Source organism: Streptomyces sp. NPDC006365 (assembly GCF_042870755.1).
GTDB lineage: Bacteria > Actinomycetota > Actinomycetes > Streptomycetales > Streptomycetaceae > Streptomyces > Streptomyces xiangluensis.
On the sequence record NZ_JBIAHS010000012.1, the window covers coordinates 208,065 to 219,502 of the forward strand.

12 protein-coding genes and 2 pseudogenes are annotated in these 11,438 nt (G+C 68.2%); 3 read left to right on the forward strand and 11 right to left on the reverse strand.

All coding sequences use genetic code 11. The features are described from left to right. The first annotated feature begins 35 nt into the window (after positions 1–35). The gene (locus ACFYO0_RS29565; protein WP_388682276.1) at positions 36–1,418 is read left to right on the forward strand and encodes a hypothetical protein; all 1,383 of its coding nucleotides are present in this window, start codon (positions 36–38) and stop codon (positions 1,416–1,418) included. On the opposite strand, the gene ACFYO0_RS29570 is transcribed toward ACFYO0_RS29565, so the two are convergent. Both ACFYO0_RS29570 and ACFYO0_RS29575 read right to left on the reverse strand, forming a co-directional pair. Beyond that, positions 1,415–2,317 (reverse strand): phosphotransferase enzyme family protein, encoded by a 903-nt coding sequence (locus ACFYO0_RS29570; RefSeq protein WP_388682133.1) that lies wholly within the window; start codon positions 2,315–2,317, stop codon positions 1,415–1,417. The genes ACFYO0_RS29565 and ACFYO0_RS29570 overlap by 4 nt on opposite strands. Beyond that, complete coding sequence (locus ACFYO0_RS29575; protein WP_388682136.1) at positions 2,314–2,766, reverse strand: GntR family transcriptional regulator; 453 nt, start codon at positions 2,764–2,766, stop codon at positions 2,314–2,316. Before ACFYO0_RS29575 ends, ACFYO0_RS29570 begins: the two co-directional genes overlap by 4 nt. An 84-nt stretch (positions 2,767–2,850) precedes the next feature. Between ACFYO0_RS29575 and ACFYO0_RS29580 the strand changes: the two genes are divergently transcribed. Next, the gene (locus tag ACFYO0_RS29580) at positions 2,851–3,297 is read left to right on the forward strand and encodes a hypothetical protein (protein ID WP_388682139.1); all 447 of its coding nucleotides are present in this window, start codon (positions 2,851–2,853) and stop codon (positions 3,295–3,297) included. A gap of 329 nt (positions 3,298–3,626) precedes the next feature. Here ACFYO0_RS29580 and ACFYO0_RS29585 read toward each other — a convergent pair whose 3' ends face one another. From ACFYO0_RS29585 to ACFYO0_RS29625, 9 genes and pseudogenes are all read right to left on the reverse strand, one after another. After that, a complete protein-coding gene (locus tag ACFYO0_RS29585; protein ID WP_388682142.1) occupies positions 3,627–3,761 on the reverse strand; it encodes a hypothetical protein in 135 nt (44 codons plus the stop codon). A gap of 369 nt (positions 3,762–4,130) precedes the next feature. Next, positions 4,131–5,400: pseudogene (locus tag ACFYO0_RS29590) on the reverse strand (MFS transporter). Further along, positions 5,397–5,615: a hypothetical protein gene (locus ACFYO0_RS29595; RefSeq protein ID WP_388682145.1), complete on the reverse strand. Its 219-nt coding sequence runs from the start codon at positions 5,613–5,615 to the stop codon at positions 5,397–5,399. Before ACFYO0_RS29595 ends, ACFYO0_RS29590 begins: the two are co-directional and overlap by 4 nt. Before the next feature lie 661 nt (positions 5,616–6,276). After that, positions 6,277–7,137 carry an ABC transporter permease gene (locus ACFYO0_RS29600; RefSeq protein WP_388682148.1) on the reverse strand — a complete coding sequence of 287 codons (861 nt, stop codon included), beginning with the start codon at positions 7,135–7,137 and terminating at the stop codon, positions 6,277–6,279. 11 nt (positions 7,138–7,148) lie between these two features. Then, positions 7,149–8,081: an ABC transporter ATP-binding protein gene (locus ACFYO0_RS29605; RefSeq protein ID WP_388682151.1), complete on the reverse strand. Its 933-nt coding sequence runs from the start codon at positions 8,079–8,081 to the stop codon at positions 7,149–7,151. After that, the gene (locus tag ACFYO0_RS29610; RefSeq protein WP_388682154.1) at positions 8,078–8,419 is read right to left on the reverse strand and encodes a transcriptional regulator; all 342 of its coding nucleotides are present in this window, start codon (positions 8,417–8,419) and stop codon (positions 8,078–8,080) included. Before ACFYO0_RS29610 ends, ACFYO0_RS29605 begins: the two co-directional genes overlap by 4 nt. Continuing rightward, positions 8,416–8,928, reverse strand: coding sequence for a hypothetical protein (locus tag ACFYO0_RS29615; RefSeq protein ID WP_388682156.1), 513 nt, complete (start codon positions 8,926–8,928; stop codon positions 8,416–8,418). The genes ACFYO0_RS29610 and ACFYO0_RS29615 overlap by 4 nt, the downstream gene beginning before the upstream one ends. Before the next feature lie 113 nt (positions 8,929–9,041). Beyond that, a pseudogene (locus ACFYO0_RS29620) lies at positions 9,042–9,296 on the reverse strand (MFS transporter); the annotation flags it as partial. Positions 9,297–9,544: 248 nt separating this feature from the next. Continuing rightward, positions 9,545–10,201, reverse strand: coding sequence for an SDR family oxidoreductase (locus ACFYO0_RS29625; protein ID WP_388682159.1), 657 nt, complete (start codon positions 10,199–10,201; stop codon positions 9,545–9,547). A 162-nt stretch (positions 10,202–10,363) separates the two neighbouring features. Between ACFYO0_RS29625 and ACFYO0_RS29630 the strand changes: the two genes are divergently transcribed. Further along, positions 10,364–11,389: a hypothetical protein gene (locus tag ACFYO0_RS29630; protein WP_388682162.1), complete on the forward strand. Its 1,026-nt coding sequence runs from the start codon at positions 10,364–10,366 to the stop codon at positions 11,387–11,389. Positions 11,390–11,438: the final 49 nt, after the last annotated feature.

The window sequence follows — 11,438 nt, forward strand, 5'->3', positions numbered from 1 at the left end:
TCAAGCTCGGACTTTGGTCGTTCCGTGGGGGATTGATGGCAGACCCGAACGCCAGGCTGGCCGCGCTGATGGAAGAGGCCGGCTTCACGCGCAAGTCGCTTGCCCGCGCGGTGATTGGTGCCGCTGCCCGCGCTGGCGAGGACGTCACCTGTGATCACACCTACGTCAGCAGGTGGCTCAACGGATCGATCCCACGCGGCGGCATGCCGCAGCACATAGCTGAAGCCATCGGCCGCAAACTCGGGCGCCGCCTTGGGCTCGATGAGATCGGCATGGGCGAAGCTGCGGTCGCGACCATGCAGCCGGATCTGGGACTCGACTTCGCGGATCGTCCTGAGGCGGTTACGACCACGGTTGCTGATCTATGGCGCGCTGACCTCGCTGAGGCGGAGCCACTGGTGCGGGCGCTGCCGGATTCAGCTGCGTGGCATGAGGCCTCTGTTCGATGGCTGGTCGCCCCGCCGGATGGAGGGCTGACACGCTCCGGCAGCCGATCCGTTGGCGCGATGGACGTTGAGATGGTGCGGTCGACTGCCGACGCGTTCAGCATGCTCGATGGAAAGTTCGGTGGTGGGCATGCGAGGCGAGCGCTGATCCAGTACCTGCATACCGACGTGCGCCCCATGCTTGCCGGCAAGTACTCCGATGAGACCGGCAAGCAATTGCACTCGGCTGTGGCCGAAGCCCTCATGCTCGCGGGCTGGATGTCGTACGACAGCGGCCTGCACGGCATTGCGCAGCGGTACTTCATCCAGGCTTTGCGGATGGCACAAGCGGCCGGGGACCGGTTACTTGGCGGGAGCATCCTCTCCGCGATGAGCCATCAAGCGACCTTCGTTGGACGATTTCGTGAGGCAGCGACTCTCGCTCGCGCCGCGTTGGCCGGGCCGGCGGGAAGCCTCACACCCACCATGACCGCACAGTTCAGAGCCATGGAGGCACGAGCGCTCGCGCGCCTAGGTGACGAGCGAGGCTGTGACCTTGCGCTTTCAGAGGCAGAGCGACACCTCGGCCTACGCACCGAGGGCAGCGATCCGGCGTACATCGCCTATTTCGACGAAGTCGAGCTTGCTGCCGAGTTCGGGCACTGTTTCCGGGATCTCGGCCGGTGCGCCGCAGCCACGGAACGGGGAGCAGGCTCCATCTTTGGCGACGGTCTGAACAACAGGAGCGACTTCTTCGCGACGATGGTGCAGGCAGAGGCGTACATCGTCCAAGGCGAAGCCGAGCGAGGGTTCGAGGTGGCGCTCACAGCCTTGCAGCTCGGGGAAGGGCTGAAGTCGGCCCGATGCGCCCAGTACGTGCGGGAGTTTCAGGGGCGCATCACGGACGGCATGAAGAGAGCCTCGGAGTTCCGAGGCTTCATCGATCAGGCGCGAGGCTTCCGTCTCTGGAGACAGGTTTCGGCGCGCCCCTAGAAGGGCGCCCAGCTGCGGCGCGAGCCGCCCGAGCGCATGGTCTCCACGCGCTTCTCCACCTCTTCGGCAGCGCGGGGGTCTGTCCCGGCATTCTGCGAAAGCCACGCGACCATCAACAGTTCACGGACGCTGCGGAGCACCTCGTACCCGGACCACTGCCGGACGTCGTAGCCGTAACCCTCTACGAAGTCGGCGTACTCGGCGTCCGTGTGCCACCCGAAGCTGTCGTAGTACATGGCGGTCTGCATGAGGTCCCACTCACGCGGGCCGCTCACGAAACCGTCCAGGTCGATGACCTTGGGGTGCCCTTCGTCGTCGTGCAGAACGTTGCCGATGTTGTAGTCGCCGTGCAGCGGTCCCGACGGCAGCTCGAAGTCGAGATCGTCGTATGCGCTCGACAGCGTGTACGCCAAGGCGGTGAGGAAGGCGCGTGTTGCCGCCGGGATCTCGGCGCGCTGCAAGCGCTGAGAGACCTTGTCGAAGGGGCGAAGTGCGGGAAGTGCGAAGTCCGGCGGCGGAAGTTCGTGCAGCTGCCGCAGCAGTGCACCCATCTCGCGCGTGCTCGCATACGTGTCCCCGTCGGCTAGCCCTTCCCAGAAGGTGACGGGATGACCGTCGATGACGACAGGCTGCTTGGCAGCGGTGGCCAGCCGGGCAGCCGGGTACCCGCCGGCAGCGAGCCACCCCGCGACGGCAACCTCTCGTTGCACGGATGGCAGTCGGTCGGGGCTACGGCCGACGCGCGCGATGATCCGCCCGCCGTGGATTCGGAAGACGGCATGGTCTCCGAAGCGCAGTATCTCAAGGTCGTCCGGGGCCACTTCAGCGACGACGCACGCTCGCCGCAAGATGTCTGCGGCTGCTGCAGCGTCGAACGCGGTGCGCTCGCTTGTCGTCATGAAGTCGACGCTCCCTGGTCGTCCGGCAGTGCGCGAACTTCCCGCCCCCGTGTCGCACCCTTGCCGATGAGCCCTCGCCCTTCCAGCTGGGCGAGAGCTGAGCGCACCGCCGTGCGGGACGCGCTGAACCTCTCGCAGAGTTCCTTCTCGGTGGGGAAGCGGTCACCGACCTGGAGCCTGTCGGTCTGCCATAGTTCGGTCACCCGCTCGATCAGCGGCCGACGGTCGCCGCTCCCCGCCACGAACCACCCTGAACCCTGGACAGACTCGATCACCCCTTCGGCTTTGAGAGTGGCGAGCGCTCGTTCGATGGTGCTGCGACTGACGTTGTAGAGGCTGATGAGCTTCGCCTGTGACGGAAGCTCCGCAGTGATCTCTCCCTTGCTGATCTTTTGGCGCAGAGACTCGGAGACCTGCAAGTACGTATCGCGAGGACTGGCCTGTGGCACCTGTCCCCTCCCCTTCTTCGCCGATGGGCTGTGACAAGGCGTTTCCAGCTTCCCACGGGCTGCGGGCGGCACAGCGGGTCTGCCGTGATGATGGGCGTTCACCTGATCTGTGGCGTGAGTGCCTGCGACGATGTGGGGATGCCGACGCCTGGAATGCCACTCCAAGCTGAACTCATCCCCGACTGCACCGCAGAGAAGGCCCACCGCGCGGCCTACAAGAGCGCAAAGGCCAGCGACACGATCTTTGTGTGCATCGCTCGCCACGGTCAGCACTGGAAGGTGCAGCTTGATGCGATGACGAGCAGTAAGCCGTTCATCCCAGATCATGCGGTGAAGGTCTTGCAGTCCGCCGCAGAAGCCTTGGTGATCGCTGGCACTGTAACGACGGCCAACGTTGGAGCTGATTACATCTCCATGTGGCCGATCGAGACCGAGGGCAAGGCACGTGAGATCGCGGCTGCGTTTCATGCCGCTCTGTACGGTCTCCAACAGCTCCACGCTGCCGTTCCGAGCGCGCGGAAAGGCCCGTAGCCCTTGCCGCCGACCTGCTTCCCCAAGGCGCCTTGTGGGGCCCCTGTGGGGCAACGTCCTGGAGCTGGACTGAAAACGCAGGTCAGGCGTCCCTGATCGAGGGGACTGTAAATCTGCCGGCTCAGCCTTCCCAGGTTCGAATCCTGGCGCCGCCACGCTGAGAGAGACCCCCTCTGACCAGGTTACTTGCCTGGTCAGAGGGGGTCTCTTGTTGGCTCTCCCTGTTCGATTCGTTGTGGGCGGGGCGTGGACGTGTCTCACCTTGCGCCGCCCGTATCCCACTGTTGATCAGTGCGTGTCCCCCAGGCGTCCCCCGGGGGAGAGCTTGATCACTCCGGCTCGTTCCACTCCCGAAGGGCTGCGTCGATCCGGCTGTTCGCACGTTCCCGCGTCTGGTCAAGCACCTTGGCGTACACCTTGTGCAGCACCGCGATGCTGTGCCCGGCACGGCGAGCGCACTCCATCGCATCCACCCCGGAACCGCTGCCAGATCACGCACCGGCCAGACCACGTCACCGCCGGCGAACCGCCATGTCGACGACCACCGCCGCAGTCCGCCTTCGCCCAGCGCAAGACGCTCACGTACGGCGTCAGAGATGGAGTACGGGGCAATCAGCTGATCCAGCCGCACGTGTCCGAGCCGCACCACGGCCCGCGTAGCTACCCCACCAGCACAGCATCACGCGAGAGGGCTGATTACGAACTTCAGCAGCATGCTCACAACACGCACCAAACCGATCAGGCCAGCAAGCATTGGTCATCATGACATGACCGAATTCGACTGTCGGTGACTAGGGACCAGGCGGTCTTCACTCTGTCGGCGTACCCCGTATCTACGAGGGAAGGACACTGTCGCTGGTCTCGGGACTTCTGGGTGCCTGCAGTTCGGCGCGGCGCAACACCGAAGCGGAGATGCCGAGAACGGCGGCGAGCAGGCAGATTCCGCCACATACGGTGAAGAACGCGGCGGCTCCCCATGCGGCCACCGTGATGCCGACGTCGGGAAAGAGGAGCGGGGCGAGGCCCAGAGCGCACAGTGTCGTGACCGAGGTGACCCGGCCGAGGTATCGAGGAGCGGTCTCCGTCTGGACCAGAGCACTGCTCACCGTCGTGGTGATCCCGTTGGTCAGCCCGATCAACGCGCCGAACGCGACCGCTACCGGCAGGGAGGGCGCGTGCCCCAGGGCGACCGTCCCCACGGCCGTGACGAGCAATGCGCCGGACATGGCCGGTCCGGCGCGCGGTATGCGGGCACACACGGTGAGCACTAGCGCGCCGGATCCGGCTCCGACGCTGAACGCGCTCGCGATCCACCCCATGCCCGCGGCGCCCCAACCGCGTTCGTCGGCCAAGGGCACCAGGCCGGCGGCGACCGGACCGCTGAAGCACATCTCACTCAACCCGATCACGGTGACCAGTGGTGCGAGCATCCGGTGGCGGCGGACATAACGCAGGCCATCACTCAGCTCATGCCAGGCCGAGACATGCTGCGGTATCGGTGGCGGAGACGTCATCCGAACGGTGAGCAGGAGGGCCAGCGAGGCTGCGAAGAGTACGCCGGCGGCTGCAAACGCACCGATTTGCGCCACCCAGGGCCAGCACAGCTCCCGCCACCAGAGGGCCTATGGCATTGCTCAGCCGGATCGAGAGCCCGCGCATCCCCTGGACCCGGGCGAGTTGCTCCGGTGCCGTGATGCGTGGTGGAAGCGCACCTAGTACTGGCATGAACACCGCGTCCACCGTGCCGAACAGCAATGCCACGGGGATGAGCAGCCACAGATTTGGCGAGGTCAGCAGGAGAGCCGCGGCGGCGACAAGCATCACCGTGCAGCGGATCGCATCGCTGGCGACGGCAACCCGGCGTGGCCCGAACCGGTCGGCCGCGACACCTCCGCCGAGCATGAGAACTGCACGGGGTAATGCCCCTGCCGCGATGACAAGACCGACCTGCGACGGCCCCGCAGAGCGAGTGGCGGACCAGGAGAGAGCGAGGAAGTACACCACGTCGCCAGTGACGGTGGCGGTGTAAGCGGCAAGCCAGCGCAGGACATTGATGTCCTGGTACGCGGGCCGCGCGGACGCAGCCATGGGGTGCGCGGTCATACATCACCCGCACTGAGCTCAACGGTGCCAGGCACCGGAAACGCCTGCACCTGCAGCGATACCGGCGCGGCGCCTTGGGGCGCTTCGGTCGCACTGTGTCGATAGCGGGAGATCACCTCAAAGATCTCGGCTCGCAACCGGTCGACGTCGCCAGGGGTCAGCCACAGAGCGAAATCGCTGTAAGAACTGGCCTCGTACCACTCTGCGGGAAGCACCGGCACCTCCAGCGCAGCCTTCTGTAGGCGATCGATACACGCGAGGACGACCGCGTGTGCGTAGGCGCGTCCGGCTTCGCGCTGTTCAACGGGTTCGGCCGCCGGGTCATGGATCGACTGGCGGTGTGCGGACTTCCAGCATTACGCCCCCGCTCGCACGGCTTGCCTCGCACCCGTTCCGGGAGATGGAGGCCAGCCGGTCATCTGAGGCCCGGGTCGAGCTGCGCCGACAGGTCAGAGCGGAGGGAAGCGCGCGGGTTCCCGGAATCCTGAGCGTTGGTAAGCCGGAACCTGCATGTCAGCTGATGGCTGTGATGGTCCCGCGCGCGCGTTCGCCGTGGTTGACGGAATCCGGCTTCCCGAGCGTTCGCCGTGCCGCATCCGACTGGCTAGGAGCTCTCTTTCGGATCACTTGGTGGAGGTTCGATCTCAGAGCTGCTGGCGCTGGCGGCACTGCCGCCTGCGACGATGCGCTGGTGAGCTATGACCTTGCGGTGTGGGACGGCGACCGTCCACTCGATGACGACCAAGCGGGCTCGACGTACGACTAGCTCTACGAGCGCTACTTGGAGTCGGTAGAGAGCAAGTGCTGGCCCGCAGGGTCTAGGTGGGCCGTGCCGTCGAGGCAGGCCACGGCGTAGCCCGGTGCTCGCGAGGCCGCTTACGCGGGCAGCGCGCCGCTCTGTGCCGCCTTGCGGTGGCGCGCGGACAGGCGGGAGCCGGACTCGCGGCGGGCGGCGCGGCGCAGGAGGGGCACCGCGAGGAGGAACCCGAGGACGGCCCAGGCGGTCAGGACCAGGGCGACCATGGGCAGTTCCCAGGAGCCGGCCACCTCGGCGGTCCGTGCGGCGTCCGGCAGCAGCGCCGAACGCAGGCCCTGTGCCATCCACTTGAGCGGGAAGACGGAGGCCACCTGCTGGACCGGCACGGGCAGCGAGGTGATCGGGAACACCACTCCGGAGGTGATCAGCAGCCCCATGGTGGGCAGCATGATCAACGCCAACGCCTCGCGCGGGTTGGGCAGCACGGCGCCTATGGCCGCGCCCAGCGGTACGACGGCGAGCAGCCCGAGCGTGGTGACCCATAGCAGCGTCAGCCAGCCGCCCGGCCCGCGCGGCAGTGGCCCGTCCACCAGCAGCGCCCCGGCGACCAGGAGCAGGGCCAGGGTGCCGAGCGCCATGACGACCACCAGCAGGCACTTGGCGACGAGGTAGGCCGGTATCCCGCCGGGCGTGGCGCGCAGCCGCAGCAGGGCGCCCTCCTCCCGCTCGGTCACGAGGATCTGCGGGAGGTAGATCAGCCCGACCTGGAACAGCAGGTAGGCGGCGAAGCCCGCCAGCACCAGATGAGTCATCGGGGTCCGGGTGCCGGGCACGGCGTCGTCGATGTAGGCGGCGACGAGCAGCGCGGCGACCACGTTGGTCAGATGGCCGGACATCTCCTTGCCGTTGCGCAGGAGGTGCCGCAGCTCGATTCCGCCGCGCTGGAGCCCGGCACGCCAGATGTTCGTCCTGTTCGTCATGTGTGCCCCCCTCATGCGGCCGGTGCCTCCTCGTCCGCGTCCCTGTCCGTGCCGTCGGCCCCATCCGTGCCATCGGCCTCCCGGTGCACCATGTGCAGGTAGGTGTCCTCCAGCGTTGGGCGGCGGACCTCCAGGTCGGCGATCGGGTCGGCCGCGTGCCGGTGGAGTTCCCAGACCAGCCGTGAGGGGTCCTCGGTGCGTTCGCGGCGGGGCGTCCCGTCGTCGGCCGTCCAGCGGACCTCGGCCTGTGCGGCGGCTCGCTGGGCCAGTTCCGCGGGTGTGCCGCAGGCCCGGATCCGGCCGCCGACCAGCATGGCGATCCGGTCGGCGAGCCGCTCGGCCTCCGCCAGGTCGTGGGTGGTGAGCAGGACGGTGACGCCCTCGTCGCGGGCCAGCCGTTCGACCAGGACGTGGAACTCGTGCCGCGCCTGAGGGTCGAAGCCGGTGGTCGGCTCGTCCAGGAAGAGGAGTTCGGGGCGGCCGACGATGCCGAGCGCGACGTCGAGGCGCCGGCGCTGGCCGCCGGACAGCCGGTCCACCTGCCGGCCGGCCTGGTCGGTGAGGCCGACAAGGGCCAGCAGTTCGGCCGGGTCGCGTGGGTCGGGGTAGTAGGTCGCGAAGTGCGTCAGCAGCTCGGCGACCCGCCAGCGGCGGTGGTCGCGCCAGGACTGAAGGACCAGGCCGATCCGGGCTCGCCACGCGTCGCCGCCCCGCTCGGGATCCGTAGCGAGGACGCTCACCTCCCCGCCGGAGCGCTGCCGGAAGCCCTCCAGGATCTCGACGGTGGTGGTCTTCCCCGCGCCGTTGGGCCCGAGCAGCGCGAAGACCTCGCCGTGGTGGATGTCCAGATCGACGCCGCGCAGGACGTCGACATCGCCGTACGCCATGGTCAGATCGCGTACCTGGATCACGGGCTGGACGTCGGTGCGCCCGAACGTCGTCATCGGCCCGCCTCCGCGTGGGGCTGTTGTGCCGCCCCGGTCGCGGGTCCGGCGCTCTCGACGATGGCCCGGAGTGCCGCCACATGTCCCTCGAAGGCGGTGCGACCGCGGTCCGTCAGCCGTACCTTCGTACGGCGGTTGCGGCCGCCGCCCTCCTTCTGGATCTCCAGGTATCCGGCCCCCTCCAAGGTGTGCAGCTGCTTGGAGAGCGCGGAGTCGCTGAGCGAGAGGCTGTCGCGGACGAACGCGAAGTCCGCCCACTCGGTGGCGGCGAGCAGCGAGACCACCGACAGTCGGGTGGCGGGGTGGATCAGCTCGTCGAAGCCGGCGGGGGTGCTCATCGGCCCGCCTCCTCGTCGGCCGCCGGTTCGCCGCCGCTCCGCACCGAGTCGGCCGCCCAGCGGTTGGCGGGACCGAGGGAGAGCAGGTACACGGCCACCGCGGCCGTGGCCTGGATGGGGGCGGCGTAGATCGGCTCCAGTGGCTCGGTCAGGTGGTCCGACAGCACGATCGTCCCACCGACCAGCACCGCCGCCGCACCGAACGCGGCCCACATACGCCCGGGGCAGCGAGTGTGGTGCAGTCGCATCCGGCTCCTGCGGCTGCTCATCACGACCAGCACGCTCAACAGGCCGACGTAGGCGGCCATGAACAGTCCGACGCCCCACTGGGGCAGGTCCATGCCCACGCCGGCAAGGAACACCCACATGAGCGCGGCCGTGCCGTAGGTCATGCCGCGCCCGCCGGACACGGAGCGCTCGAACTCGTCGTACACCCGCTCCTGCGGCACTCGGATGCGCTGGAGATCCTTCCATGCCTGTTCGGCATCCACCGGCATGCTCACGGCCATCGCCCTCCCGTCCCCGATTACTTTCCTGCCAGGAAAGTTACTCTTGGCTTTCCTGATAGGCAAGTCGGAGGTTTGCCGGTACTGGGAGGCGGGAGCCGCGACGGTTACGACGGTCAGGCCACGGTCTCCAGCCGCTCGTCCCGCCGCTCCCGCGGCACGAAGCGCACCTGCGGATGCCCGTGGTTCCAGCCCACCGACAGCCGCAGGCCCCCCACCCGCGCCAGGACCAGGTCGATCGCGACGGCCGCGGTCGCCGCGATCGCGCCGCCGACCGCCAGGCCCGCCCGGACGCCGTACGCGCCGGTGATCCAGCCCGCGATCGGCGCGCCCAGGGGTGCGCCGCCCATGAACACCATCATGTGCAGGGCCCCTAGCTGCGGTATCGGGCTCAGGGCGGTCCTGCTACCTGGGCAGTTTCGCGGTTCGCTCCAGGTAGGCGGTGCCGGCGTAGCGCATGGCGGTCTGTTCGGTGATGCCGAAGAGCCTCATGAGCTTGAGCGGGTCGCCGGTGGCGAAGGCTTCTTCGGCAGGTCCCGCAACAACGTCTCGGGCGCCGTCGTGAAGCCGCTCGCCTCGCGCACGGCCAGAGCGAGGCGGCCGAGTTCGTCAGGCCTCCTCAGTTCCCCGCCACCGACTTCACCGCCACGGAAACCGGCGCCGACCCACTGATCAGCTCCAGCGTCAGCCCGGCCGTCGCCGGAGTGTCCAACAGCTCCGCGAGGACGGCCGCGACGTCATCGCGCGGTATGGGCCCGCGCCCGGTGGATGCCTCCAGGCGCACGAGACCGGTGCCTGCGTCGTTCGTCAGCATTCCGGGACGCAGGATCGTCCAGTCCAGGCTGTTGAAGCCGCGTATGTACGCATCGGCTTCGCCCTTGGCGCGCAAGTACACGTCGAAGACGTCGTCCCCGGGGTGCGACGGGTCCGCGCCCATGGATGACACCACCACGTACCGCCGAACGCCGGCCCGTATCGCAGCGTCCGCGAAGAGGACGGCGGCCCCTCGATCCACGGTGTCCTTGCGGGCAGCGCCGCTGCCCGGACCCGCACCGGCCGCGAAGACGGCGGCGTCGGCGCCCTGCAGATGCGCGGCGACCTCCTCGACCGAGGCCGACTCCAGATCGCACAGGACCGGTTCGGCGCCCGCCGCCCGCAGATCGTCGCCGTGCTCGGATCGGCGGATGACGCCCGCGACCTCGTCACCGCGCGCGGCGAGCAGGCGCTCCAGCCGCAGCGCGATCTGACCATGACCTCCAGCGATGACAATGCGCATGTCTTCGACCGTACGCCCGGACACTGACACGCGCCGCACAACCCTGTGGATACCTCATGAGTCTCCTGAGCGATCAACGAATTGCGACAACGATCGCCGAGTTACGAGGGTGACGCCGCGTGGCGTCAAAAGGAGACCGTCATCATCGCCAGGACCGTAACCATGACTGCCATACGCAAGCCCCTCACCGCGGCCGGTTGCGCAGCGGCCCTGTTCGCTGGTGTGGCCGCTTGCGGCACGGTCGAGAACCTCACCGCCGGGCAGAAGGTGGACCGCGCCGTTGAGGGACTCGGCGAACAGAAGTCGCTCTCCTTCGAGTTGGGGCTCCACGCCAAGCCGTCCGCGCTCACGAAGCTGGCCTCGGAAGCGGAGCCGGGCGAGGAACTGCCGCCCGAGCTCGCGAAGTTCTTCACCGGGCTGCGCGTCAAGGTGTCCGTCGAGTCGAAGAAGCCGCTCGCCGACTCGGGCGAGAAGGACCTCGTCGGTGTGGGCATGCGGGTCTCGGGCGCCGACGGCGTCCTGGCCGAGTTCCGGGTCGTCGGTGACTTCACGTACTACCGCGCCGACATGGAGGCGCTCGGCGAGGTGATGGGCATCCCGTTCCCCACGGTCGATGAACTCCCCGAGAGCGAGAAGGAGTTCGGGAAGGTCCTCGAGGGTGAGTGGGTCAAGGTCGACAACGCCGAGCTCGAGAAGTCCGGCAAGAGCACCTCGGGCTCCGATGAGATCGACACCAAGACCCAGCAGAAGATCCTCAAGGCCGTACGCGGTGTCGTAGCGCGCGAGGTCACCTTCAGCAGCAAGGGCGGCAGTGACGGCACTGAGCGGATCGTCGCCACAGCCTCGTTCCGGGACCTGCTCACGGGGGTCTTCGACAAGCTCCGGCCGTTGACCGACGATCTGCCGGCGGGCACCGAACTGCCCACCGACAAGGACCTGAAGGAGGCCCCCGACAAGAAGATCGCCGTCGACTTCTCTCTGAAGAACGGCGACCTGACCCGCGTCTCGGTCAACCTCGCCGCTCTTGCGGACAAGCCGCAGGGCGCCCGGCTCCCGCTCGTCCTCACCTTCGGCAAGGCGTCCGACGTCAGCGCCCCGTCCGACGCCACCGAGGTGCCCGGAGGAGCGTTCATGGGCCCCGGCAACCCGTTCACCGGCGGGATGCTGAGCGGCGCTTCTGACGGCTGAAGCCCTCGGGGGCGGGCCCGTCGGCGCGCCCCAAGCCCATCGGTACAGG

Excerpts from the sequence above, each read along its gene's own strand:
- ACFYO0_RS29565 (WP_388682276.1), top strand. The coding sequence starts at position 36 with ATGGCAGACCCGAACGCCAGGCTGGCCGCGCTGATGGAAGAGGCCGGC.
- ACFYO0_RS29570 (WP_388682133.1), bottom strand. The coding sequence starts at position 2,317 with ATGACGACAAGCGAGCGCACCGCGTTCGACGCTGCAGCAGCCGCAGAC.
- ACFYO0_RS29585 (WP_388682142.1), bottom strand. The coding sequence starts at position 3,761 with ATGGAGTGCGCTCGCCGTGCCGGGCACAGCATCGCGGTGCTGCACAAG.
- ACFYO0_RS29600 (WP_388682148.1), bottom strand. The coding sequence starts at position 7,137 with ATGACGAACAGGACGAACATCTGGCGTGCCGGGCTCCAGCGCGGCGGA.
- ACFYO0_RS29605 (WP_388682151.1), bottom strand. The coding sequence starts at position 8,081 with ATGACGACGTTCGGGCGCACCGACGTCCAGCCCGTGATCCAGGTACGC.
- ACFYO0_RS29610 (WP_388682154.1), bottom strand. The coding sequence starts at position 8,419 with ATGAGCACCCCCGCCGGCTTCGACGAGCTGATCCACCCCGCCACCCGA.
- ACFYO0_RS29615 (WP_388682156.1), bottom strand. The coding sequence starts at position 8,928 with ATGGCCGTGAGCATGCCGGTGGATGCCGAACAGGCATGGAAGGATCTC.
- ACFYO0_RS29625 (WP_388682159.1), bottom strand. The coding sequence starts at position 10,201 with ATGCGCATTGTCATCGCTGGAGGTCATGGTCAGATCGCGCTGCGGCTG.
- ACFYO0_RS29630 (WP_388682162.1), top strand. The coding sequence starts at position 10,364 with ATGACTGCCATACGCAAGCCCCTCACCGCGGCCGGTTGCGCAGCGGCC.